Source organism: Pseudomonas protegens CHA0 (genome assembly GCF_000397205.1).
In the GTDB taxonomy this organism is placed as follows: Bacteria; Pseudomonadota; Gammaproteobacteria; order Pseudomonadales; family Pseudomonadaceae; genus Aquipseudomonas; species Aquipseudomonas protegens.
Window position 1 is genome coordinate 1,464,951 of the sequence record NC_021237.1, and the last position, 24,275, is coordinate 1,489,225.

At 63.4% G+C, this 24,275-nt stretch carries 23 protein-coding genes; 9 read left to right on the forward strand and 14 right to left on the reverse strand.

Annotated elements, in window-relative coordinates; genetic code table 11:
* Positions 1–17 precede the first annotated feature (17 nt).
* The 5 genes from dinG to pdxH all read left to right on the forward strand — a co-directional run bounded on the left by dinG (position 18) and on the right by pdxH (position 8,011).
* Complete coding sequence (gene dinG, locus PFLCHA0_RS06565; protein WP_015634399.1) at positions 18–2,162, forward strand: ATP-dependent DNA helicase DinG; 2,145 nt, start codon at positions 18–20, stop codon at positions 2,160–2,162.
* Between the two features lie 93 nt (positions 2,163–2,255).
* Positions 2,256–4,643, forward strand: a complete 2,388-nt coding sequence (locus tag PFLCHA0_RS06570; RefSeq protein WP_015634400.1) for a beta-galactosidase — start codon at positions 2,256–2,258, stop codon at positions 4,641–4,643.
* Positions 4,644–4,803: 160 nt separating this feature from the next.
* The gene (locus PFLCHA0_RS06575) at positions 4,804–5,949 is read left to right on the forward strand and encodes an EstA family serine hydrolase (RefSeq protein WP_011059623.1); all 1,146 of its coding nucleotides are present in this window, start codon (positions 4,804–4,806) and stop codon (positions 5,947–5,949) included.
* A 140-nt stretch (positions 5,950–6,089) separates the two neighbouring features.
* On the forward strand, positions 6,090–7,340 hold the full coding sequence (locus tag PFLCHA0_RS06580; RefSeq protein ID WP_015634402.1) for an OmpA family protein: 1,251 nt from the start codon (positions 6,090–6,092) through the stop codon (positions 7,338–7,340).
* Between the two features lie 23 nt (positions 7,341–7,363).
* Positions 7,364–8,011 carry a pyridoxamine 5'-phosphate oxidase gene (gene pdxH / locus PFLCHA0_RS06585; protein ID WP_011059625.1) on the forward strand — a complete coding sequence of 216 codons (648 nt, stop codon included), beginning with the start codon at positions 7,364–7,366 and terminating at the stop codon, positions 8,009–8,011.
* A 12-nt stretch (positions 8,012–8,023) separates the two neighbouring features.
* Here pdxH and PFLCHA0_RS06590 read toward each other — a convergent pair whose 3' ends face one another.
* The gene (locus PFLCHA0_RS06590; RefSeq protein WP_015634403.1) at positions 8,024–8,260 is read right to left on the reverse strand and encodes a hypothetical protein; all 237 of its coding nucleotides are present in this window, start codon (positions 8,258–8,260) and stop codon (positions 8,024–8,026) included.
* Positions 8,261–8,434: 174 nt separating this feature from the next.
* Between PFLCHA0_RS06590 and PFLCHA0_RS06595 the strand changes: the two genes are divergently transcribed.
* Complete coding sequence (locus tag PFLCHA0_RS06595) at positions 8,435–8,899, forward strand: outer membrane lipoprotein (protein ID WP_011059627.1); 465 nt, start codon at positions 8,435–8,437, stop codon at positions 8,897–8,899.
* Positions 8,900–8,978: 79 nt separating this feature from the next.
* Here PFLCHA0_RS06595 and nhaA read toward each other — a convergent pair whose 3' ends face one another.
* Entirely contained in the window at positions 8,979–10,166 is a 1,188-nt protein-coding gene (gene nhaA, locus PFLCHA0_RS06600; protein WP_015634404.1) for a Na+/H+ antiporter NhaA, read from the reverse strand.
* Between the two features lie 321 nt (positions 10,167–10,487).
* Between nhaA and PFLCHA0_RS06605 the strand changes: the two genes are divergently transcribed.
* Positions 10,488–11,582, forward strand: coding sequence for a PLP-dependent cysteine synthase family protein (locus PFLCHA0_RS06605; protein WP_015634405.1), 1,095 nt, complete (start codon positions 10,488–10,490; stop codon positions 11,580–11,582).
* A 132-nt stretch (positions 11,583–11,714) separates the two neighbouring features.
* Here PFLCHA0_RS06605 and PFLCHA0_RS06610 read toward each other — a convergent pair whose 3' ends face one another.
* The 3 genes from PFLCHA0_RS06610 to PFLCHA0_RS06620 form a co-directional block, all read right to left on the reverse strand.
* Positions 11,715–13,328: an NAD(P)/FAD-dependent oxidoreductase gene (locus PFLCHA0_RS06610; protein WP_011059630.1), complete on the reverse strand. Its 1,614-nt coding sequence runs from the start codon at positions 13,326–13,328 to the stop codon at positions 11,715–11,717.
* Between the two features lie 113 nt (positions 13,329–13,441).
* The gene (locus PFLCHA0_RS06615) at positions 13,442–14,119 is read right to left on the reverse strand and encodes a COG3650 family protein (RefSeq protein WP_041120567.1); all 678 of its coding nucleotides are present in this window, start codon (positions 14,117–14,119) and stop codon (positions 13,442–13,444) included.
* Between the two features lie 173 nt (positions 14,120–14,292).
* Positions 14,293–14,892, reverse strand: a complete 600-nt coding sequence (locus tag PFLCHA0_RS06620) for a short chain dehydrogenase (RefSeq protein ID WP_015634407.1) — start codon at positions 14,890–14,892, stop codon at positions 14,293–14,295.
* A 102-nt stretch (positions 14,893–14,994) separates the two neighbouring features.
* Here PFLCHA0_RS06620 and PFLCHA0_RS06625 point away from each other — a divergent pair, with 102 nt between their 5' ends.
* Complete coding sequence (locus PFLCHA0_RS06625) at positions 14,995–15,903, forward strand: LysR family transcriptional regulator (protein ID WP_015634408.1); 909 nt, start codon at positions 14,995–14,997, stop codon at positions 15,901–15,903.
* Between the two features lie 70 nt (positions 15,904–15,973).
* Here the strand turns inward: PFLCHA0_RS06625 and PFLCHA0_RS06630 are convergent, their stop codons facing one another.
* From PFLCHA0_RS06630 to PFLCHA0_RS06670, 9 genes are all read right to left on the reverse strand, one after another.
* Positions 15,974–16,483 (reverse strand): DoxX family protein, encoded by a 510-nt coding sequence (locus tag PFLCHA0_RS06630; protein ID WP_015634409.1) that lies wholly within the window; start codon positions 16,481–16,483, stop codon positions 15,974–15,976.
* 2 nt (positions 16,484–16,485) lie between these two features.
* Positions 16,486–17,256 carry an HvfC/BufC N-terminal domain-containing protein gene (locus PFLCHA0_RS06635; protein ID WP_011059635.1) on the reverse strand — a complete coding sequence of 257 codons (771 nt, stop codon included), beginning with the start codon at positions 17,254–17,256 and terminating at the stop codon, positions 16,486–16,488.
* Entirely contained in the window at positions 17,253–18,143 is an 891-nt protein-coding gene (gene bufB / locus PFLCHA0_RS06640; protein ID WP_015634410.1) for an MNIO family bufferin maturase, read from the reverse strand. Before bufB ends, PFLCHA0_RS06635 begins: the two co-directional genes overlap by 4 nt.
* A 25-nt stretch (positions 18,144–18,168) precedes the next feature.
* Complete coding sequence (locus PFLCHA0_RS06645; RefSeq protein ID WP_015634411.1) at positions 18,169–18,471, reverse strand: BufA1 family periplasmic bufferin-type metallophore; 303 nt, start codon at positions 18,469–18,471, stop codon at positions 18,169–18,171.
* 152 nt (positions 18,472–18,623) lie between these two features.
* Positions 18,624–19,325 carry an ABC transporter ATP-binding protein gene (locus PFLCHA0_RS06650; protein ID WP_015634412.1) on the reverse strand — a complete coding sequence of 234 codons (702 nt, stop codon included), beginning with the start codon at positions 19,323–19,325 and terminating at the stop codon, positions 18,624–18,626.
* Entirely contained in the window at positions 19,326–20,093 is a 768-nt protein-coding gene (livG, locus tag PFLCHA0_RS06655) for a high-affinity branched-chain amino acid ABC transporter ATP-binding protein LivG (RefSeq protein ID WP_011059639.1), read from the reverse strand.
* Positions 20,090–21,346 carry a high-affinity branched-chain amino acid ABC transporter permease LivM gene (locus tag PFLCHA0_RS06660; protein WP_011059640.1) on the reverse strand — a complete coding sequence of 419 codons (1,257 nt, stop codon included), beginning with the start codon at positions 21,344–21,346 and terminating at the stop codon, positions 20,090–20,092. Before PFLCHA0_RS06660 ends, livG begins: the two co-directional genes overlap by 4 nt.
* Positions 21,343–22,266 (reverse strand): high-affinity branched-chain amino acid ABC transporter permease LivH, encoded by a 924-nt coding sequence (gene livH / locus PFLCHA0_RS06665; protein ID WP_011059641.1) that lies wholly within the window; start codon positions 22,264–22,266, stop codon positions 21,343–21,345. Before livH ends, PFLCHA0_RS06660 begins: the two co-directional genes overlap by 4 nt.
* Before the next feature lie 230 nt (positions 22,267–22,496).
* A complete protein-coding gene (locus PFLCHA0_RS06670; RefSeq protein WP_011059642.1) occupies positions 22,497–23,624 on the reverse strand; it encodes a branched-chain amino acid ABC transporter substrate-binding protein in 1,128 nt (375 codons plus the stop codon).
* A 340-nt stretch (positions 23,625–23,964) separates the two neighbouring features.
* Here PFLCHA0_RS06670 and PFLCHA0_RS06675 point away from each other — a divergent pair, with 340 nt between their 5' ends.
* Positions 23,965–24,270 carry a DUF2288 domain-containing protein gene (locus PFLCHA0_RS06675; protein ID WP_041116319.1) on the forward strand — a complete coding sequence of 102 codons (306 nt, stop codon included), beginning with the start codon at positions 23,965–23,967 and terminating at the stop codon, positions 24,268–24,270.
* Positions 24,271–24,275 lie beyond the last annotated feature (5 nt).

The window sequence follows — 24,275 nt, forward strand, 5'->3', positions numbered from 1 at the left end:
TGTGCGCCCGAAAAACCATGATCAGCAACGAACTCAAAACCACGATCCAGGGCGCCTACTCGCGTTTTCTCGAAGCCAAGAGCCTCAAGCCGCGTTACGGCCAGCGCCTGATGATCGCCGAAGTGGCCAAGGTCCTGGGTGATATCGACACCGACGACGAAGGCCGGCGCAGTGGCGACCCGGCGGTGGTCGCCGTGGAAGCCGGCACCGGTACCGGCAAGACCGTGGCCTACAGCCTGGCGGCAATTCCCACGGCCAAGGCCGCCGGCAAGCGCCTGGTGATCGCTACCGCCACCGTCGCCCTGCAGGAGCAGATCGTCTACAAGGACCTGCCCGACCTGATGCGCAACAGCGGGCTGAACTTCAGCTTCTCCCTGGCCAAGGGCCGCGGTCGCTACATGTGCCTGTCCAAGCTCGACATGCTGCTCCAGGAAGGCCACGCCCAGACCGCCACGGCCCAGCTGTTCGAGGAAGAAGGCTTCAAGATCGAAGTGGATGAAGCCAGCCAGAAGCTGTTCACCAGCATGATCGAAAAACTCGCCGGCAATAAATGGGACGGCGACCGCGACAGCTGGCCCACGGCCCTGGAAGACGCCGACTGGGCGCGCCTGACCACCGACCACAGCCAGTGCACCAACCGCCATTGCCCGAACTTCGGCCAGTGCGCCTTCTACAAGGCTCGTGAAGGCATGGGCAAGGTCGATGTGATTGTCACCAACCACGACATGGTCCTGGCCGACCTGGCACTGGGCGGCGGCGCCGTGCTGCCGGACCCGCGCGACACCCTCTATGTGTTCGACGAAGGTCACCACCTGCCGGACAAGGCCATTGGCCACTTCGCCCATTACACCCGCCTGCGCTCCACTGCCGACTGGCTGGAGCAGACCGCCAAGAACCTCACCAAGCTGCTGGCCCAGCATCCGTTGCCGGGTGATCTGGGGCGCCTGATCGAGCAGGTGCCGGAGCTGGCGCGGGAGATCAAGACCCAGCAGCAGTTCATGTTCACCGCCTGCGAGCAGATCGCCGATTTCCGCACCGGCGAAGACATGGAAGGCCGCGAGCGGCCACGCCACCGTTTTGTCGGCGGGCTGATCCCCGAGCATATGCGCGAGATGGGCCTGGAGCTGAAAAAGGGCTTTTCCCGTCTCACCGACCTGTTCACCCGCCTGACCGAGTTGCTCAAGGAAGGCATGGATGGCGAGGTCAACATCGGTATCGCCAGCAACCAGGCCGAAGAGTGGTACCCGCTGTTCGGCAGCCTGCTGGCCCGTGCCTCGGGCAACTGGGAACTGTGGACCGCCTTCACCATCGAGGACCCGGAAGACAATCCGCCCATGGCCCGTTGGCTGACCCTGGCCGAAAGCGGCTCGCTGTTCGACATCGAGGTCAACGCCAGCCCGATCCTCGCTGCGGAAATGCTCCGGCGGAATCTGTGGAACGTGGCCTACGGTGCCCTGGTTACGTCGGCGACCCTGACTGCCCTGGGCACTTTCGACCGTTTCCGCATGCGTGCCGGCCTGCCGAAAAAGGCCGTGACCGCCGTGGTGCCGAGCCCTTTCCACCATGCCGATGCCGGGGTGCTGCGGGTGCCCGACCTGCGGGCCGACCCGCGGGACGCGCCGGCGCATACCGCGGCGATCATTCGCGACCTGCCGGAACTGGTGGAGGGCTCGCGGGGCACCCTGGTGCTGTTCTCCTCGCGCAAGCAGATGCAGGACGTGTTCGACGGCCTGGACCGGGACTGGCGCAAGCAGGTGTTCATCCAGGGCAACCTGTCCAAGCAGGAAACCCTGAACAAGCACAAGGCGCGGGTCGACGGTGGCGATTCCAGCGTGCTGTTCGGCCTGGCGAGTTTCGCCGAAGGGGTGGACTTGCCCGGGGCCTACTGCGAACACGTGGTGATCGCCAAGATCCCGTTCTCGGTGCCGGATGACCCGGTAGAGGCGGCGCTGGCGGAGTGGATCGAAGCCCGTGGCGGCAACCCGTTCATGGAAATCTCGGTGCCGGATGCATCCCTCAAGCTGGTCCAGGCCTGCGGTCGCCTGCTGCGCACCGAACAGGACCGCGGCACCATCACTCTGCTGGACCGCCGTCTGGTCACCCAGCGCTATGGCAAGGCTATCCTCAATGCCTTGCCGCCGTTTCGCCGAGAAATATCTTAAGCACGGCCCGCATATTTGCGTGCCGTGCTGTCTATTTCATGTCACCGCTTCAGCACCGGCCGTTCATCGGTCTTTAGGGAGAGCCAGGTTCATATGATTCGCCGTTCGTTGCCCGCTGTATTTGCCCTGTTGTTTGCCGCGCCCGTCTGGGCGGCCCCTGCCGGACAACAGACGCTGTTCAACTTTGTCCGACCTGCTGCTGTGGTGCAGGTGGCGACACAGGATGCCAGCCTGCCGCAATCCAACGCAGAGCAAACGGCCGAAGGCGAAGTGCTGCGGCGCATCATCTTCAACCCCACGAGCCGGCCGAGCCTGAGCCTGGCGCCCCAGAGCGGGGCCTGGGACTGGTCGCAGTCGGGAATGATGAGCCTGCGTATCCAGAGCGCGATGAACTGGGCCCTGACCCTCTACGTGACCATCCAGAGCAATGATGGCAAGACCCTGGTCAGCCGCGTCGACCTGCCGGCCGGCCCGGCGCAGACCCTGCTGGTGCCGCTGGTGGCCAGCAGTCCGCTGAGCCAGGGCATGAAGGCCGCGCCACCGATGCCGATGACCCTGGACGGCCAGCGCATCCTGCTGGCCAGCAGTGAAGGGCAGCTGGACCGCAGCCAGGTGGTGTCGGTGACCTTGTCCATGGACAACCCCAAGGCGGCCCAGAGCATTCTGCTGGAGCGTTTCGGCGTGCAGGACGGCGAGGGGGTGATCAAGGCGGTCTACGGTTCCCTGGTGGATGCCTACGGTCAATCGACCCGGGCCCGCTGGCCGGAAAAGATCACCAGTGACGATCAGCTCAAGGCGGCCGACGCCAAGGAGCAACAACAGCTCCAGGGCTGGCTGGGGGAGCGCGAGAAGGCTTCGCTGGACAGCTACGGTGGCTGGAACAAGGGGCCGAGCTTCAAGGCCAGCGGTTTCTTTCGCACGGAAAAACGAGATGGCCGCTGGTTCCTCGTGACCCCGCAGGGGCATCCGTTCTATTCCCTGGGGGTCAATACTGTGGCGCCCGACAACAACCAGACCTATGTCGCGGGCCGGGAATGGATGTTCGGTGCCTTGCCCAAGGACGACGAACCCCTGGCGGCGTATTACGGTGAAGGCGACAACCGTGGCGGCAATGGCGCCGACCAGGGCCGTGGCTATGGTTCAGGGCGCTGGTATGACTTCTATCAGGCCAACCTGCAACGGACCTACGGCAAGCCCTGCACCGCGGACAGCGCCACTGCGCAGCAGACGCCGGCCGACACCTCGCCGGCGCCCCAGGCAACTCCTTGCGTGGCACCGGCCTTCGACCAGAAACGCTGGGTTGGCCACACCCTGGACCGCTTGCAGGCCTGGGGCTTCAATACCATCGGCAACTGGAGCGCTCCGGCCCTGGGGCTGGCCGACCGGGTGCCTTACACCTTGCCGCTGTCGATCGTGGGTGATTACGCCAGCATCAGCACCGGCAGTGACTGGTGGGGCGGCATGCCGGATCCTTTCGACCCGCGCTTTGCCATGGCCACCGAACGTGCCGTGGCCATTGCCGCCCGCGACCATCGGGACGACCCCTGGCTGATCGGCTACTTTGCCGACAACGAATTGGCCTGGGCCGGCCCCGGCGATGATGCCAAATCCCGCTATGCCCTGGCCTACGGCACCCTGCGCCTGACCACCGACGTACCGGCCAAGCGCGCGTTTCTCAAGCAACTGCGGGACAAGTACCGCAACCAGGCCGGGCTGTCGAAAGCCTGGGGCATCGACCTGCCGGCCTGGGAGTTGATGGAAGACCCGGGGTTCGTGCCGCCGTTGCCGAGCCCGGAGCACCCGGAGATCGAGGCCGACTTCAAGTATTTCCAGAAGGTCTTCGCCGATACCTACTTCAAGACCATCTCCGACTCGCTGAAATGGCACGCCCCCAACCACCTGCTGCTGGGCGGGCGGTTTGCCGTGAGCAACCCTGAGGCCGTGGCTTCCTGCGCCCAGTACTGCGATGTCCTGAGCTTCAACATGTACACCCTCAAGCCCCAGGAGGGTCAGGACTTTGCCTACCTGCGCAGCCTCGACAAGCCGGTACTGGTGACCGAGTTCAACTTCGGTTCCCGGGATCGCGGTCCGTTCTGGGGCGGTGTGACCGAGCTGGCCCGGGAAGAGGACCGTGGCCCGGCCTATGCCAACTTCCTCAAGCAGGCGGTCAGCGAGCCGTCGATTGTCGGTGTGCACTGGTTCCAGTACCTGGACCAGCCGGTGACCGGGCGCTTGCTGGACGGTGAAAACGGCCATTTCGGCCTGGTGGGCATCACCGATGTGCCGTTCCAGGGCTTTGTCGACAGCGTGCGCAAGAGCAACCTGCAGGCCATTGACCAGTTGGGCAAGGCCGCGGAGCAGGCTCGGGTCGAGGCGGAGCAGGCCGTGGCTGGCGAGCATGGGGGCGATGGTGCTGACAAAGGCCGTGCCGGCAAGGGCCCGGGCGGGCATGCCGGAGGCCATGCCGGCAACGGTCATTGACGTTCACAAGGCCTGAGCGGCTTTCCGGGAAACCCCGGGCAGCCCTCTGAAACGAGGGTTTGCCGGTGATAGCCGGCAGCTCGCCGGCTGTTCCCAAATGCCTTCGGGGCTGGAACAATGCGCGCCACGTTGTCGAGCTTTGTTGCAGGGGGAGTCAGGGGTGCAGATTCAAGGTCATTACGAGCTTAAATTCGAAGCGGTACGCGAGGCGTTCGCCGCCCTGTTCGAGGACTCCCAGGAGCGCGGCGCGGCGCTGTGCATCCAGGTCGGCGGGGAAACCGTCATCGACCTGTGGGCCGGTACCGCAGACAAGGACGGCGCCGAGGCCTGGCACAGCGACACCATTGCCAACCTGTTCTCCTGCACCAAGACCTTTACCGCAGTCACCGCGCTGCAGTTGGTGGCCGAGGGCAAGCTCAAGCTGGATGCGCCCGTGGCCGACTACTGGCCGGAATTCGCCGCGGCGGGCAAGGCAGCCATTACTTTGCGCCAGTTGCTCTGCCATCAGGCCGGCCTGCCGGCAGTGCGTGAGCTGTTGCCCGCGCAAGCCCTGTACGAATGGCAGACCATGGTCGATGCCCTGGCCGCCGAGCAGCCCTGGTGGACGCCCGGTGAGGGGCACGGCTACGCAGCCATCACCTATGGCTGGCTGGTGGGCGAGTTGATCCGGCGTGCCGATGGGCGCGGGCCGGGGGAGTCCATCGTGGCCCGGGTCGCCAGGCCTTTGGGGTTGGACTTCCATGTCGGCCTGGCCGATGAGGAGTTCTACCGCGTGGCGCATATCGCCCGTGGCAAGGGCAATATGGGCGATGCTGCGGCCCAGCGCCTGCTGCAAGTCACCATGCGCGAACCCGATGCGATGAGTACTCGGGCGTTTACCAATCCACCGTCTATCCTGACCAGCACCAATAAACCCGAGTGGCGGCGCATGCAGCAGCCGGCGGCCAACGGCCACGGCAATGCCCGCAGCCTCGCCGGGTTCTACAGCGGCCTGCTGGACGGCAGTTTGCTGGAAGCCGACATGCTCGAAGAGCTGACTCGGGAGCACAGCCTGGGCATGGACAAGACGTTGCTGACCCAGACCCGCTTCGGCCTGGGTTGCATGCTCGATCAGCCCCAGGTAGCCAATGCCACCTTTGGCCTGGGCGCGCGGGCGTTCGGGCATCCGGGGGCAGGGGGCTCCATCGGTTTTGCTGACCCGGAGCATGATGTGGCGTTCGGTTTTGTGACAAATACCCTGGGGCCCTATGTATTGATGGACCCTCGGGCACAGAAGCTGGTGCGGGTTTTGTCGGATTGTCTGTAAAAAGGTTGCTGTTAAGAACTTTTTTGCTTAAACATGCTTGGAAAGCTGCAGGATGGAACCCTGTGGCTTTTATAATTTCCAAGCGTCTGTTTGTAACGGTTGTTTAGACCGAATTTTTTATCTCATTTTGTGGATATCCCATGTCGTCGAACAAGTCTCTAGCCTTGGCCATCTGCCTGACCGTTACCGGTTGCGCGCAAACCCCACAAAATGAAGCGGATGGCGGCCATTGGTGGTCATTCGGCTCCGATAAGGCCAGCAGCAAGGAAACCGCAGCTGCGCCTGAAAAGCCGGTTGCCACCACTGAAGCCGCACCTGCCGCTTCTGCAAGCAAGCCTGCGGTAGTGGCCAAGGCCGCTGCACCGGCCCCTGCTGCCAAGAACACAGCCGCTGGCAAGCACCCAGCCCCTGCCGCCAAGGCCGCTGCTGGCGCCAAGCCGGCGCCTGTCGCTGCTGCCGAGCCCGCTCCAGCTCCAGCGCCGGTCGTTGCCGCAGCCCCTGCCGCTCCTGCCGCCAAGGCCGAGAGTAGCAAGTGGTGGTGGCCGTTCTCCTCCAAGGATTCTTCCGACAAGCCAGTGGCCGAAGCGAAGAAGGCCGAGCCTGCCCCAGCGCCGGCAGTGGCAGCGGCAGCCGACTCCGAAACCCACTGGTGGTGGCCGTTCCCCAAGAGCCAGCCCAAGCCTTTGAGCAAGGTCAATGTGGCGGACATCCCGATGCCCGACCCGAAAATCACCCAAGCCTGGCTGGACGACTACGAGCCACGCCTGCGCGAAGCGGTGAAGGACAGCAAGCTGCAGATCGAGCGTCGTGAAAATGTGCTGGTGGTCACTGCGCTGGTAGATGCCTCGTTCAACCCGGATCGTCCAGCCATGCTGCTGCCGGTCACCCTGGGTCCGTTCACCCGCGTCGCCAAGGCGGTGGAAGGTGATCCGAAGACTGCCGTATTGATTCTCGGCCATGCCGACGCCACCGGCCCGACCCTGGCCAACCAGAAGCTGAGCCGTGATCGTGCCCAGTCCGTAGCGGCGATCTTCAGCCTCAGCGGCCTGAAGCAGGACCGCCTGATGCTGCGTGGCATGGGTTCGGTGATGCCGCGTGCCGCCAACGACAGCCCCCAGGGTCGCTCGCTGAACCGTCGGGTGGAAATCATGCTGACCCAGCGCAGCACCATGCTGGGCCTGCTGAGCAAGTACAACCAGCCGACGCCTTCCGAGACTGAAATGGTTGCCGTACAGGATGCCGTGCCTCCAGTACCCGCGGCTTCTGCCAAGAAAGCGGCGCCTGCGAAGAAGGCTACCGTGGCCAAGAAGCCGGCAGCCAAGAAGGCTCCGGTGAAGAAGGCCGCCGCCTCTTCGAAGACCGCAACGGCTACCGCCCAGGCTAAAAACTGATTTTCAAGGATAAGGAAGCAGGCATGACTCAGTCCCTGGCTGATATGCGCCGCGACTACACTCGCGACGGCTTGTCCGAGGCGCAGGCCCCGGCTGAACCTTTTGCGCTGTTCCACCAGTGGTTTGCCGATGCGGTGAAAACCGAGCAACCGCCGGTGGAAGCCAATGCCATGACCGTGGCGACCGTCGATACCGATGGTCGCCCTCACTGCCGCATCCTGTTGCTCAAGGGCCTGGATGAGCAGGGCTTCACCTTCTTCACCAACTACGAGAGCGCCAAGGGCCAGCAGCTGGCTGCACGGCCCTTCGCCGCCATGACGTTCTTCTGGCCGACCCTGGAGCGTCAGGTGCGGATTGAAGGGCGGGTGGTCAAGGTCACTCCGCAGGAGTCCGATGCCTATTATCAGGTGCGTCCCCTGGGCAGCCGGCTGGGAGCCTGGGCTTCACCGCAGAGCCGGGTGATCGCCGATCGTGACGAACTGCAAGAGTTGCTCAAGGCCACTGAAGCTCGCTTCAGCGATAGCCAGCCCGATTGCCCGGAACACTGGGGTGGTTATCGCCTGCTGCCGGAGCGCATCGAGTTCTGGCAGGGGCGCCCCAGCCGACTGCATGACCGTTTGAACTATCGCCTGCAAGGCCAGGAGTGGGTCCGCGAACGTCTGGCTCCTTGATCGGATTGCAGGTCACTCGCCGGGGTAGCCGGCCGCAGCGGTTTCCAGCCATTGCGGCAGGTCCCGGCGTTTTACTTTCTGGCGCTGGGCCTCGGCCAGTTGCTCCAGCATGAATTGCTTCTTCTGGGCGTCGGCTCCGGCCAGGGAGAGGGCCAGGTCCCGATCGGTCCAGCGCTTGATGCGTACATACAGCCACCAGTGGAAATACAAGCCTGCGGCGGTGGTCGCGATGATGATGAAGTAGTCCATGGAAAATCCTTTGTTCGGTGGCGCTATGCAGGGAGCTGGAGCTACCGTAATGAGAAAGCCTGGCGTTTACACAGCCTGTACTTTGGCTGAATGAAAGCAATTTTATCCGGGCGACGCCGTGACAGGCGTCAAGCTGCGGAGTCTAATGATTATCTGTCCTTTGGAGTTGATCCTATGCGTAAGTCTGTTTTGCTGGTTGCATCCTTCACCACGATGGCAATGTTGCTCGGTGGCTGTGCCTCCAACCTGACCGGTGACTCCTATTCCCGTGATGAAGCGCGTCGTGTGCAAACCGTGCGCATGGGCACCATCGAATCCCTGCGTCCGGTGAAAATCGAAGGCACCAAGACCCCGATCGGCGGCGCTGCAGGTGCTGTGATCGGCGGCGTTGGCGGCAGCGCCATCGGCGGCGGCCGTGGCAGCATCGTCACCGCAGTCATCGGTGCAGTTGCCGGCGGCCTGCTGGGCTCGGCCACTGAAGAAGGCCTGACCCGTACCCAGGGCGTTGAAATCACCGTGCGTGAAGACGACGGCAGCATGCGTGCCTATGTGCAGCAGGTTCAGGAAAACGAAGTGTTCCGCGTGGGCGACCGCGTGCGCATCATGACGGTCAACGGTACCAGCCGCGTTACCCGCTGACCTTCCCTGCTACAAAACAAAACCCCGGCCAGGCAACTGGTCGGGGTTTTGTGTTTTCAGCCTGGCCAAGCGCTGCGGATCAGGACGCCAGGGTGTTGTTTCTGCGGCTGGCAGCGGCGGTGACGGCGTAACCGATCAGGGCCGCAAACAGTGAACCGGTCAGGATGCCCATGCGGTCCATGCCGGCGTAATCGCTGCTGCCGGGCTCGAAGGCCAGGGAGCCGACGAACAGGCTCATGGTGAAGCCGATACCACACAGAATTGCCACGCCGAGCACCTGGCCCCAGTTGGCCCCGGACGGCAAGGCAGCGATACCGGTTTTCACTGCCATCCAGGTCAGGCCGAAGACGCCGATGGTCTTGCCCAGCAGCAGGCCGACTGCGATCCCCATGGGGACATGGTGGGTGAAGCTCTCAAGTGTCACGCCGCTCAGCGACAGCCCGGCATTGGCGAAGGCGAACAGCGGCAGGATGCCGAACGACACCCAGGGATGCAGGGCGTGTTCCAGCGCCTTGAGCGGCGAGGGTTCGGCGTTGCGGGTGCGCAAGGGTATGCAGAAGGCCAGGGTCACGCCGGCCAGGGTCGCGTGGACTCCGCTCTTGAGCACGCAGACCCAGAGGATCAGGCCGATGATCATGTAGGGTCCGAGCTTGACCACGCCCATCCGGTTCATCGCCACCAGGGCGGCGATGCAGGCGCCAGCCAGCATCAGCGACAGGGTCGACAGCGTGCCGGAGTAGAAGATCGCGATGATCACGATCGCTCCCAGGTCATCGATGATCGCCAGGGTCATCAGGAACAGTTTCAGCGAGGTCGGCACCCGCTTGCCCAGCAAGGCCAGCACCCCGAGGGCGAAGGCGATGTCGGTGGCGGTGGGAATCGCCCAGCCATTGAGGGCGGGCGGGTTGTCACGGTTGAGGAACCAGTAGATCAGCGCCGGCACCAGCATGCCGCCGATGGCCGCTGCGCCGGGTAGGACGATCTGCGACGGCTTGGCCAACTGCCCCTCCAGCACTTCGCGCTTGACCTCCAGGCCTATCAGCAGGAAGAACAGTGCCATCAGGCCATCGTTGATCCACAGCAGCAGCGGCTTGGCGATCTTCAGGGCGCCAACCTGGGCCACCACCGGGGTTTCCAGCAGGCCGTTGTACAGCCAGGACAGGGGGGAGTTGTTGATAATCAGGGCCAGGATGGCTGCGGCGATCAATAACAGACCGCTGGCAGCTTCCATGGCAAAGAAACGAGTGAAAGTGCTACGCAGAGGCAAGGTCGCTCTCCATCTAAAAACTAAAAAGGTGGCACACCCTAACCCGTACAGTTAGTTGTTAAAACAAAAGTTATATTCTTTTTTGTTATATGCAGAAGGCAAGCGGGCTGCTGAAAAATCCCCCTTGCAGTTGTGTTTCCAATTGCTTCATAGCTGTACCTGTAAGGGGGGCAGGATATTTCCTAACATGTCCGTCCGCAGCGGCTGACGGGGCATTTTTTCCAGGAAAAGGCGCCTGCCCGTCGCGAGCCTGGATCACCTATGCTGGGTGCATTTCATCTTCTTGCGCCGGTACGGCGTGCGATCCAACGAGAATAGAGCATGAGCGACAATCGCCAGTGGGCCCGTGAGGCCATCCGTATCATCGAAGCCGACTTCCAGCGCAGCGCCGACACTCACCTGATCCCGCTGCCGTTGCCGGGCCTGCCGGGCATCGAGCTGTATTTCAAGGATGAATCCAGCCATCCCACCGGCAGCCTCAAGCATCGCCTGGCCCGCTCGCTGTTCCTCTATGCCCTGTGCAATGGCTGGCTCAAGCCCGGCGCGCCGGTGATCGAGGCCTCCAGTGGCTCCACGGCGATCTCCGAAGCCTATTTCGCCCGGCTGCTGGGGCTGCCGTTCATTGCCGTGATGCCGGCGACCACTTCCCAGGAGAAAATTGCCCAGATCGCCTTCTATGGCGGCAAGAGCCACCTGGTGCAGGACCCGACGCAGATCTACGCCGAGTCCGAGCGCCTGGCCCGGGAGAGCGGCGGCCATTTCATGGACCAGTTCACCTATGCCGAGCGCGCCACCGACTGGCGGGCTAACAACAACATCGCCGAGTCGATATTCCAGCAGTTGCGTTTCGAGCGGTACCCGGAGCCCAGCTGGCTGATTTCCAGCCCGGGCACGGGCGGTACCACCGCGACCCTGGGGCGCTACGTGCGCTATCGCCAGCACTGCACTCGGGTGCTGTGTGCCGACGCCGAGCGCTCGGTGTTCTTCGACTATTACCAGAGTGGCGACGCCAGCCTGCGCCTGGACTGCGGTTCGCGGATCGAGGGCATCGGCCGGCCGCGGGTCGAGGCTTCGTTCCTGCCCAAGGTGATCGATGCCATGGTCAAGGTGCCGGATGCCCTGTCCCTGGCGGCCATGCATTATCTGGCCCAGCGCCTGGGTCGTCGGGTTGGCGGCTCCAGCGGCACCAACCTGATCGGCGCGCTGATGGCCGCGCAGCAGATGGTTGCGGCCGGTGAGTCGGGGTCGATCGTGGCGATTCTGTGTGATGGGGGCGAGCGCTATGCAACCACCTACTACGATGGGCAGTGGCTGGCAGAGCAGGGTTATGAACTGACGGTGTTGATCGAGGCGGTAGCCGCCAGTGTCGAGCGTGGTGAGGCGCTACCTGCCAGCGTATTGCGCGCCGGTATCTGAACTTGTCGTAGGCGCCGGCTTGCCGGCGAAGAGGCCCTTGAGCCTTGCGTTGTTCTGGACGACGCCTTCGCTGGCAAGCCAGCTCCTACGGTAGGCGGTAGGAGCCGGCTTGCCGGCGAAAGGGCCCGTCCCTCAGGCCTGGATACCGAGAATGTCGCGGGCCACGGCTTCGGCAATGCGAATCCCGTCGACCCCGGCGGAGAGAATCCCACCGGCATAACCGGCGCCTTCACCGGCCGGGTACAGCCCCTTCACATTCAAGCTCTGCATCGAGGCGTCGCGGGTAATGCGCAGCGGCGATGAGGTGCGGGTCTCGATACCGGTCAGCACCGCGTCATGCAGCGAATAGCCCTTGATCTGCCGTTCGAAGGCCGGCAGGGCTTCACGAATGGCCTCGATGGCAAAGTCCGGCAAGGCCAGGGCCAGGTCACCCAGGGTCACGCCGGGCTTGTAGGACGGCTCGACGCTGCCCAGGGCGGTGGTGGGCTTGCCGGCGATAAAGTCGCCCACCAGCTGCGCCGGGGCCTGGTAGTTACTGCCACCCAGGACAAAGGCGTGGGACTCCAGGCGTTCCTGCAACTCGATGCCTGCCAGCGGGCCGCCCGGGTAGTCCACTTCCGGGGTGATGCCCACGACGATGCCGGAGTTGGCGTTGCGCTCGTTGCGCGAGTACTGGCTCATGCCATTGGTCACCACCCGGTTCGGCTCGGAGGTTGCCGCCACCACGGTGCCGCCCGGGCACATGCAGAAGCTGTAGACCGAACGGCCGTTCTTGGCGTGGTGCACCAGCTTGTAGTCGGCGGCGCCGAGTTTCGGGTGGCCGGCGTACTTGCCCAGGCGCGCGCTGTCGATCAGCGATTGCGGGTGCTCGATACGAAAGCCCACCGAGAACGGCTTGGCTTCCATGTACACGCCGCGGCTGTGGAGCATGCGGAAGGTGTCGCGGGCGCTGTGGCCCAGGGCCAGGATCACGTGCCGCGAATGCAGTTGTTCGCCGCTGGCCAGTTCCACACCTTGCAGTTGACCGTCTTCGATCAGCACGTCGGTAACCCGCTGCTCGAAGCGCACTTCACCGCCCAGGGCGATGATCTGCTGGCGCATGTTTTCGACCACGCCGGTGAGGCGGAAGGTGCCGATGTGCGGCTTGCTGACGTAGAGGATCTCGTCCGGAGCGCCGGCCTTGACGAACTCGTGGAGCACCTTGCGGCCGTGGTGCTGCGGGTCCTTGATCTGGCTGTAGAGCTTGCCGTCGGAGAAGGTCCCGGCGCCGCCTTCGCCAAATTGCACGTTGGACTCGGGGTTGAGCACGCTCTTGCGCCACAGGCCCCAGGTGTCCTTGGTGCGCTGGCGCACTTCCTTGCCACGCTCGAGGACGATCGGCTTGAAGCCCATCTGCGCCAGCAAGAGGCCGGCGAAGATCCCGCAGGGGCCGAAGCCCACCACGATCGGCCGCTGGCTGAGGTCGGCCGGAGCCTGGCCCACCACCTTGTAGCTGACATCCGGCGCCGGGTTGACGTTACGGTCGTCGGCGAACTTGAGCAGCAGCGGCGCTTCGTCGCGCACGCTGAGGTCGATGGTGTAGATGAAGCACAGCTCGGAAGACTTCTTGCGCGCATCGTAGCTGCGCTTGAACAAGGTGAAATCGAGCAGCTCATCGCTGGCGATCCCCAGGCGCTGCACGATGGCGGCGCGCAGGTCTTCATCGGGATGGTCGATCGGCAACTTGAGTTCGGTGATTCGTAACATGACAGGATCCGGGGTAGGCGGTGCGCAACAGTGCGCCGGCTTGCTTTGCACAAACCGGCGATTATAAGCCGCAAACCACCTTGGCCGTGAGGCTAAAACCGCTGCTCGTCGAATCAGTCGTTGCGCGAGCCGCCGAAATAGCCGCAGCCGCGCTGCACCTGGCCGTCCACCCGAAGCTCTGCGCTCAGGTGCTGAACGCTGCCGGTGACGGGGTCGACGCAGCGTTGCGGGGCCACCCACAGCTCCACGCGCTGGTGATTGGCTTCACTGGTGAGGTTGAAACGGCCATCCCCCAGCTGTTCTTCCAGATAGGGCAGGGCCAGGGTCGGCTGGCCGGCGCGTTCGATCATCATGCCCTTGGCGCTGACATCGACGTTCCACGCCGGGTTCTTGCTACCGGCCCGCAGGATCAGGCGCTGGAAGTTCGGATCGCTGCAGGCGCTGGCGGAGCGCTCGACGCGGTACAGCTGGCGCAGGTCCAGCTGGCCGTCGCTGCTGGCACTGGCGGAGAACTTGCCCCGCAGGTCGGCAAACAGCTTGCCCTGCTTCTCGGCCAGGGTTGCCGCTTCCTGCAGCACACTGGTGTTGCCGCCATCGTTGACCACATAACGGCGGTCTTCGGTGCAGGGTTTGAACAGCAGCTTGCCATCGGCGGCACTGAGTTCACCCTGCATCCGGGTCAACCCGGCCATGGACGGCGCCTGGGGCTGTTGGTTGAACATCGGCAGCATCTGGCAGCCGGCAAACAGCGGCAGCAGGGCGAAACAAAGCAGTGAACGAGCGGTGCGCATCATTGGGCCTCCAAGCGGAAGCCGACACGTTACGCAGCCCGCCCGGTCACCACAACCCCGGATTGAACGCGGCAGCGCCATCAACCGTAGGAGCCGGCTTGCCGGCGAAGAGGCCCTGAAGCCTTGTGTGGTTCGGGAGGACGCCTTCGCTGGCGAGCCCTACACAAGCCGGATCAACCGACGTGGTAGGTCTGGCCGGTCTGCAGGCCTTCCACGCTCTTGGCGTAGGCCAGGGCCACGTCGGCCGCCGGCACCGGCTTGAAGCCGCGGAAGTAGGGCGCGTAGCTGCCCATGGCTTCCAGCAGCACGTTGGGGCTGATGGAGTTGACCCGCAGGCCCCGGGGCAGCTCGATGGCAGCGGCCCGCACGAAGCTGTCGATGGCGCCGTTGACCAGGGCGGCCGAGGCGCCGCTGCGGATCGGGTCATGGCTCAGGACGCCGGTGGTGAAGGTGAAGGAGGCGCCGTCGTTGGCGTACTCGCGGCCGATCAGCAGCAGGTTGACCTGGCCCATCAGCTTGTCCTCGAGGCCCAGGCTGAAGTGCTCGGCAGTCATTTCCCCCAGCGGCGCGAAGGTCACGTTACCGGCTGCGCACACCAGCGCATCGAAGCGCCCGGTCTTTTCGAACAGCGCGCGGATCGACTGGCTGTCGCTGATATCCACCTGGAAATCACCGCTGGTACGGCCGATGCGCACCACTTCGTGACGTTGTTCCAGCTCCCGCGCGACCGCCGAACCAATGGTGCCATTGGCACCGATCAAGAGAATCTTCATGGGCTGTTCCTCGAAAAGGGGGTGAGGTTGCAGTCTAGAGTGGTTTTTTTCATGAATTAACGCGCTAATAGGCAACCTTTGGTTTTCAAATGGAAACAATCCATGAGCGAGATGGATGACCTGGCGGCATTTGCGGTGCTGGTGGAAGCCGGCAGCTTTACCCTGGCAGCCCAGCAGTTGGGGTGCAGCAAGGGCCAGCTCTCCAAACGCATCAGCGCCCTGGAAGCCCGCTACGCCGTGGTACTGCTGCAACGCACCACCCGACGTCTGGACCTGACCGCCGCCGGGGCGGCGCTTCTGCCTCAGGCCCAGGCGCTGGTAGTCCAAGTGGAGCGGGCCCATCAGGCCCTGGCCCGGCTCAAGGACGATATGGCCGGCCCGGTGCGCCTGACGGTTCCGGTGTCCCTGGGAGAGACTTTTTTCGATGGCCTGCTGCTGGAGTTCTCCCGGCACTATCCCCAGGTGCAGATCGAGCTGGACCTGAACAACAGCTACCGCGACCTGACCCGGGAGGGTTTCGATCTGGCCGTGCGCTCGGAGGTGGCCAACGACCAGCGCCTGGTGGCCCGGCCGCTGTTGGCCTGGCATGAAATGACCTGCGCCAGCCCGGCCTACCTGGAGCAATACGGCGAGCCGCGCACGCCTCAGGAGCTGGCCGGGCATCGCTGCCTGCTCAATAGCCATTACAGCGGTCGGGAAGAGTGGTTGTACCACCAGCGCCATGAACTGTTGCGGGTGCGGGTCAGCGGCCCCTTCGCCAGCAACCACTACAACCTCCTGAAGAAGGCTGCCCTGGTGGGCGCGGGGATCGCCCGGCTACCGTCCTATGTGCTGCACAGCGAACTGGCGGACGGCCGCCTGTGCTGGCTGTTGCGGGACTACCAGACCCGCAGCATGCCGATGTACCTGGTGCACTCCTATCAGGGCGGCCTGCCCAAGCGTACCCAGGTGCTGGCCGATTACCTGATGGACTGGTTTCGTCGCAGCGGTGAGGCGCTGGATCGTTTGTAGCTTCCTCCGGCTTTACCGTCGTTTGTGAACTTGATGGGCCTGCGGCCCTTTTCGCAGCCTGCGGCAGCGGCTACAGAGGACGGTGGCGAAAATGCCGGGCCAGCAGGTGGTCGAGGGACAACACGCCCGGGCCGCGGGCCATCAACAGCAGGAAGATCGCCGCCCAGGTGCCGTGGGTCGGGTAGGCGTCCGGGTAGACGAAGAGCTGGATGGTCAGGGTCATCCCCAGCAACGCCAGGGCGGAAAAGCGCGTGGCCAGGCCCAGCAGGATCAGCATCGGGAAAAAATGTTCGGCAAATGCCGCCAGGTGCGCCGCCACTTCCGGCGTCAACAGGGGCACGTGGTACTCGCTCTTGAACAGGGGAATGGTCGAGTCCGCCAGGCGCGGCCAGCCCAGCTGGAAGGTGCCATCGACCAGATCGACGGCCAGCCCCTCGACCTTGGTCTGTCCGGATTTCCAGAACACCGCGGCAATGGAAAAACGCGCGATAAAGGCGATCAGGCTGTAGGGAATGCGCTCAAACCCTTGAATGATCCGATTCACCAGTCCGGCAATGGGTGTTTCTGTCTGGGTGTTCATGGTCAGGCCTTCTTCTGGGGTTGCAGGTCGATAAGAGCGCCGTGGCCGAGCAGCAGGCCCAGGCACTGGCCCAGGTCGAAGTCGGCCTGGGCGTCCAGGGCATGGGCCGCGGCGATTTCCAGCGGCCAGTGGTTGCGTAGGGCTTCAATGAAGGTCATGGCGCCGGTATCCACGGCGATCACCTCGACCTCCAGGGCGTTGCGCAGCACCAGGGCGTTCTGCCCCTGCTGCAGGTCGAAAGCCGGCCAGGGCTGATCGCTCTGGTGCGCCGCCCACAGGCTCACTACGGCGTAGCCGGAGTGCAGGGTGCGCAGTGACGGATGCAGGAGCAGTTGCGCCTGGCCGAGGCGGTCGGGCTGGTTCATCGCCGCCAGTAGCCGTGACGGCTCCAGGGGGCGGGCGTCGGCGGCGTGGTAGGCCTCGACCCGCAGCCGTTCAAGGCGGGCCATGTCGGCCAGGTAGGGCAGGCCGGCGGCCGGCCCGAAGCCCTGGATAAAGTCGCCCAGGTCCCGGCCATAGTCGTTGAGCAGAGGGCTGGCGGGGGCGAAGTCCCGGATGTAGAGCGCGGCCATGGCGTTGAAAAACTCGCGACCAACCAATTGCATGACGACCGGGTATGACTCGGCCAGGGCGTTGCTCAACGAGGCCTGCACATTGTTGCGATAGACCGCGAAGCGGCTGGCCGGATCGGCGCCGTTGCTGCTGGACAGCCCCTGTGGGCAGCCCGGTTCGGCGCTCAGCAGGGCCCTGGCGAATTCCCCCTGGCCACTCATGGCTGCACCTGGGCGCCGAGCAACAGCGCTTCTGCCTGGCTGGCCTCGGCCATCAGGGTGGCAAAGGCCGGCAGGTGGTTGTCGCGCTCGATCAGGGTGGCCATCGGGCCGATGAGCCCCAGCACCTCCTGGTACAGGGCCCAGACCGCAGCGTCGACCGGGGCGCCGTGATCGTCGATCAACAGCCGGTCACCGAGGCTGTCCCGGTCTTCGGCGAACCCGGCCAGATGAATCTCGCCCACCGCCTGCAGCGGCAGTGCTTGCAGGTAGGCCAGGGGATCGCGCTGGTGATTGATGCACGACACATAGAGGTTGTTGACGTCCAGCAGCAGGCCGCAGCCGCTGCGCTGGACCACTTCGCGGATGAAGTCGGTCTCGTCCAGGGTCGAGCGTTGGAATTGCAGGTAGGTGGCCGGATTTTCCAGCAGCATGGTTCGTCCCAGTTGGTTCTGCACCTGGTCGATGTGCTCGCAGACCCGGCGCAAGGTGGGCCCGTCGTAGGCCAGGGGCAGCAGGTCGTTGAGGAACACCGGGCCGTGGCTGGACCAGGCCAGGTGTTCGGAAAAGGACTGGGGCTGATAGCGTTCGATCAAGCCGGCCAGCCGCTCCAGGTGAGCCAGGTCCAGGGAGCCTTCGCCACCGATGGACAGGCCGACACCGTGCAGCGACAGCGGGTAGCGTTCGCGGATCAGGCCCAGGTAATGGTGGAAAGGGCCGCCCGCCACCATGTAGTTCTCCGCATGCACCTCGAAGAAACCGATGTCGGGCCGCTGTTCCAGCACGTGTTTGAAATGCTCGGTCTTGAGCCCCAGCCCGGCGCGGGGCGGCAGGCTGGAGGCGCGCGCCTGAATGTCGTGGCCAGGGTGGTGCAGCGGGGCGGTGTTCATCGTCGACACTCAGGCAGGCGCAGGATCAGGGCTTGGCTTTGAAGGCTTCGAGCTGGCCGAAACCGGTAGGCGAGGTACTGCTGGCGGTTTTCTCGCAACTGCCCTTGGGTACCAGCTTCCAGGCGTTGGCCTGGTCGTTGACCTTGGAGGTCCCGGCGCAGGTGGTGCCGGCGCCCGCGGCGCAATCGTTCTTGCCCTTCATGGCCACGCCGAAGCACTTTTCCATGTCGTCCGCGGCATGGGCGGTGGTGGGCAGGGCGGCGACGCTGAGGGCAGAGCCCAGGGCCAGGACCAGGGCAGTGGCGGACAGGGTACGAGTGTTGCTCATGATGTTTCTCCAGTGCGGTTGGGGTAAGGAAGCATCTGTGCTTGCTTACCCCTCTAGAGAAGGCTCATGGGGATTCGTTACAGCCCGGGGCAGTTTTTTATCCCGGAATAAAAAAAACGGCCCCGAAGGGCCGTTTTCAGTGACGCAGGTGCTTAGCCGCCCAGGTAGGCTTCACGCACCTTCGGATCGGTCAGCAGCGATTCACCGGTGCCTTGCATCACCACCCGGCCGTTCTCCAGCACATAGGCACGGTCGGCGATCTTCAGCGCCTGGTTGGCGTTCTGCTCTACCAGGAACACCGTCACGCCGTCGCGGCGCAGCTGTTCGATGATGTCGAAGATCTGCTGGATGATGATCGGCGCCAGGCCCAGGGACGGTTCGTCCAGCAGCAGCAGCTTGGGTTTGCTCATCAGCGCACGGCCGATGGCGAGCATCTGCTGTTCGCCGCCGGACATGGTGCCGCCGCGCTGGGTGAAGCGCTCCTTGAGCCGCGGGAACAGCTCCAGGACCTTGTCCATCTGCTCCTGGTAGTCGCCCTTGTCGGTGAAGAAGCCGCCCATGGCGAGGTTCTCTTCCACGGTCAGGCGGGCGAATACCCGGCGGCCTTCCGGCACCACGGCAATGCTCTTGCGCATGATCTGCGCCGAGCTTTGCCCCACCAGTTCTTCACCCAGGTAACGGATGCTGCCGCTGTGGGCCTGGGGCGAGCCGCAGAGGGTCATCAGCAGGGTGGACTTGCCGGCACCGTTGGCGCCGATCAGGGTGACGATCTCGCCCTGGCGGATCTCGACGTTGACGCTGTGCAACGCCTGGATCTTGCCGTAGAAGGTGGAAACGTTTTCGAACTGCAGCATTTACGCTTCCCCCAGGTAGGCTTTGATCACTTCGGGATTGTCGCGGATCTGTTCCGGCGTGCCGTCGGCCAGGGGCGTGCCCTGGTTGATCACCACGATATGGTCGGAAATGCTCATGACCAGTTTCATGTCGTGTTCGATCAGCAGCACGGTGACGTTGTGCTCTTCGCGCAGCACACTGATCAGCGCTTTGAGGTCCTCGGTTTCCTTGGGGTTGAGGCCGGCGGCTGGCTCGTCGAGCATGAGGATCCGCGGGCGGGTCATCATGCAGCGGGCGATTTCCAGGCGCCGTTGCTGACCATAGGCCAGGGTGCCGGCGGGGCGGTTGGCAAACTCCCGCAGGTTGACCTTGTCCAGCCAGTAGCCGGCGTACTCCATGGCCTCGCGCTCGCTCTTGCGAAACGCCGGGGTCTTGAACAGCCCGGAGAGGAAGTTGGTGTTCAGGTGCCGGTGCTGGGCGATCAACAGGTTCTCGACCGCGGTCATGTCCTTGAACAGCCGCACGTTCTGGAAGGTACGCACCACGCCCTTGCGGGCGATCTTGTGGCCCGGCAGGCCTTCGATCGGCTCGCCGTCCAGGAGGATGCTGCCGGCGCTGGGCTGGTAGAAACCGGTCAGGCAGTTGAACACCGTGGTCTTGCCGGCACCGTTCGGGCCGATCAATGCCACCACTTGTTTTTCCTTGACGGTCAGGGCCACTCCGTTGACCGCCAGCAGGCCGCCGAAGCGCATCGACAGGCCGGTTACTTTGAGGATCTCACGGCTCATTTGCGCAGCTCCATGTGAGGACGTTGCATGGGCAGCAGACCTTGAGGACGCCAGATCATCATCAGCACCATCATGGCGCCGAACATCAACATCCGGTATTCGCTGAATTCACGCATCATTTCAGGCAAGAGGATCATCACGATCGCCGCCAGGATCACTCCCAGCTGCGAGCCCATGCCACCCAGCACGACGATGGCGAGGATGATCGCCGACTCGATGAAGGTGAAGGACTCCGGGGTTACCAGGCCTTGGCGCGCGGCGAAGAAGCTGCCGGCGAAACCGGCGAACGCGGCGCCCAGGGTAAAGGCCGAGAGCTTGATCACGGTGGGGTTCAGGCCCAGGGCACGGCAGGCGATCTCGTCTTCACGCAAGGCTTCCCAGGCACGGCCGATGGGCATGCGCAGCAGGCGATTGATGACGAATAGCGCCGCCAGTGCCAGCAGCAGGGCCACCAGGTAGAGGAAGATCACCTTGTTGATCGAGTTGTACTGCAGGCCGAAGAACTCGTGGAAGGTCTGCATGCCTTCTGCTGCCTTGCGCTCGAAGGTCAGGCCGAAGAAGGTCGGCTTCTCGATGTTGCTGATGCCGTTGGGGCCGCCGGTGAGATCGGTCATGTTGCGCAGCAGCAGACGGATGATCTCGCCAAAGCCCAGGGTCACGATTGCCAGGTAGTCACCCCGCAGGCGCAGCACCGGGAAGCCCAGCAGGAAGCCGAAAGTGGCCGCCATCAGGCCGGCGATCGGCAGGCAGATCCAGAAGCTCAGGCCGAAGTAGTGCGACAGCAGCGCATAGCTGTAGGCGCCGACGGCGTAGAAACCCACGTAACCCAGGTCCAGCAGGCCGGCCAGGCCGACCACGATGTTCAGGCCCAGGCCCAGCATCACGTAGATCAGGATCAGCGTGGCAATGTCCACCGCCCCGCGGGAGCCGAAGAACGGCCAGACCAGGGCGCCAAGGATCAACGCCAGGATGATCCAGCGCTGGGTGCTGGGCAGGGTCAGGAAGTTGCTGGCCTTGGCCGGGATCAACGGCATGCTGGGAGATGACTTCCAGGCGGCGCTGATCTGGCTATGGAACAGCACCCGCAGGAACATCAGCACCGAGCACACCGCGATGGTGGCAAGAATGGTCGGGCTGGTGTTGTGGACTTCCAGGTTGATGCCGACGATGGTCAGTTTCAGGCCTAGCACCGGGTAGGCGACAGCCCAGACCAACAAGGCGCTGAACAGCGCCGATTTAAGATTCCTAGTCATACTTTCTCAACCTCCGGACGGCCCAGAATGCCGGTCGGACGGAACAACAGCACCAGAACCAACAGGCCGAACGCCACGACGTCCTTGTACTGGTCGCCGAACACGTCGGCACCAAAGGCTTCGGCCACCCCCAGCACCAGCCCGCCGAGCATCGCGCCCGGGATACTGCCGATGCCGCCCAAGACCGCTGCAGTGAAGGCCTTCAGGCCCACCAGGAAACCGGCGTTGGGGTTGATCACACCGTATTGCATGCTCAGCAGCACGGCGGCGATGGCCGCCAGCGCGGCGCCGATCACGAAGGTCAGGGCGATGATGTTGTTGGTATTGATCCCCAGGAGGTTGGCCATCTTGATGTCCTCGGCACAGGCGCGGCAGGCGCGACCCAGGCGAGAACGGGAGATGAACAGCGTCAGGCCGAGCATGGCGATGAGGGTCACCACGAATACCACGATCTGCATGTAGGAAATCAGCACTTCATGTGCGCCGCCTGGCCCGATGGAGAAGTTGCCCGGGATCAGGTTGGGAATGGATTTGTCCTTGGAGTCCTGCGCCAGCAGAACGGTGTTCTGCAGGAAGATCGACATGCCGATGGCGGAGATCAGCGGGATCAGGCGGTTACTACCCCGCAAGGGGCGGTAGGCGATCCGTTCGATGCTGTAGCCGTAGGCACTGGTGACGACGATGCTCGCGATGAAGGCTGCGGTCATCAACAGCGGGACGCTGTCGAGTCCCATCATGGCCAGCCCGGCGATGGCGATGAACGCCACGTAGGAACCGATCATGTACACCTCGCCGTGGGCGAAGTTGATCATTCCAATGATGCCGTAAACCATCGTATAGCCGATGGCGATCAGGGCATACGTGCTGCCAACGGTGAGACCGTTAACCAGCTGTTGGAAAAAGTGATAGATGTCAGGCATTACAACGCTCCTAAAAACCTGATACGCATTTCACTGGTGGAGTCATTTTCCCGCCCAGGCCCCGTGGATCTGCACCCACTTCGGGCTGGGTTTTGCCAGCGAACCGCTGATGACGGTTTTGAGATTTTCAGGTGGGCGGGATTCCGGATCACGGAACACAGGCCCATACATTCGTAAAACAAAGCCCACGGCACGCCGTGGGCTTTATTGGCAGTCAGTCAGGCCGTGCCTTACTGAGGGGAAACTTCGGTTTTAGGTTTGCCGAAGTGCCACTCGTAGACCACGAACTTGAAGTCTTTCAAGTCGCCCTTGGCGTCGAAGCTCAGGTCGCCGGTAGGGGTCTTGAAGGTGCCGGCGTGGATGGCTTCAGCCACCTTGGCCGCGTCTTCGCTCTTGGCGTTGGTGATGGCGCCGGCGATGACTTCAACTGCGGAGTAGGAAGGGAATACGAAAGGACCGCTCGGGTCTTCTTTCTTGGCCTTGAACGCGTCAGCCAGGGCCACGTTGGCCGGGTCCTGGTCGAAGGATTTAGGCAGGGTGACCAGCAGGCCTTCGGAAGCATCCTTGGCGATCTGCGAAATGGAGTCGTTACCCACGCCTTCCGGGCCCATGAACTTGGCCTTCAGGCCTTTCTCCTGGGATTGGCGCAGGATCAGGCCCAGCTCAGGGTGGTAGCCGCCGTAGTAGACGAAATCGACGTTGGCCTGCTTGAGCTTGGCGATCAGCGAAGAGAAGTCCTTGTCGCCGGCGTTGATGCCTTCGAATACGGCGACCTTGGTGCCTTTCTTCTCCAGGGTCTGCTTCACGGCGGTGGCGATGCCTTCACCGTACTGCTGCTTGTCGTGGAGCACGGCAACCACTTTGGGTTTCACGTGGTCGGCGATGTAGTTACCGGCGGCCGGGCCCTGGGCGCTGTCCAGGCCAATGGTGCGGAACACCATCTTGTAACCACGGGCGGTGATGTCCGGGCTGGTGGCAGCCGGGGTGATCATGATCACGCCTTCGTCTTCGTAGATGTCGGAAGCAGGTTGAGTGGAGCTGGAGCACAGGTGGCCGACCACGTACTTGACGCCATCGTTGACCACTTTGTTGGCGACTGCCACGGCTTGCTTGGGATCACAGGCATCGTCGTATTCAACGGCTTCGAGCTTCTTGCCGTTGACGCCGCCTTTGGCGTTGATCTGTTCGATGGCCATTTTCGCGCCACTGAACTGCATGTCGCCGTATTGGGCTACAGGGCCGGTCTTGGGGCCGGCGATACCGATCTTGATGGTGTCAGCTGCGAACGAATGGCTGGCAACCCCGGCCAGGACCATAGCGGCAAACAGTTTGGAAATCTGCTTAGTAGCCTTATTCATAGTGCTCCACTCTTACTGTTGTAATTTTTATAGTTCCGGCGGCCTTGGTCGCAGAACCGAATCAGATATTTCGTGAATACCCGTCGGAAAATGCCCCTGGCAACTGTACCGGTACAGTGTAGAGCGCCGGTTGTTCGCTTGAAAAGCTGGCTGCTGGGGGCAAAAACGCGGGGTGTCGCTTAATTGAAAGAAAAAGACAGATTTGCGGCGTGGCTTGCGCCCGGTTCGGCGTCAGTCCCTGGCGCTTCTGAGCTTCTCGATCGGTGTCGCGCTTGCTTCTGGGTTTTTCTGCCAGAGCCCCGACGTTATGATTGCGCCGATTTCATTTCTGGACAGTCCCATGACTCAAGAACCTAGCACCCTCTATGCCAAGCTGCTTGGTGAGACCGCATCTATCAGCTGGAAGGAACTGGAGCCGTTCTTCGCCAAGGGTGCCCTATTGTGGGTCGAGGCTGACCTGGATCTGATCGAGGCGGCCCAGGCCGTGGCCGAGAACCAGGCAGAAAAAGTGGCGGCCTGGCTGGCCGAAGGAAAGGTCGAGAAACTGTCTGCGACGCGGGCATCCGATCTGCTGGAACGTGATCCGACGCTGTGGGCGGTGGTGGTTTCACCCTGGATCCTGATCCAGGAAAGGGCATCGCGCTAAGAGCG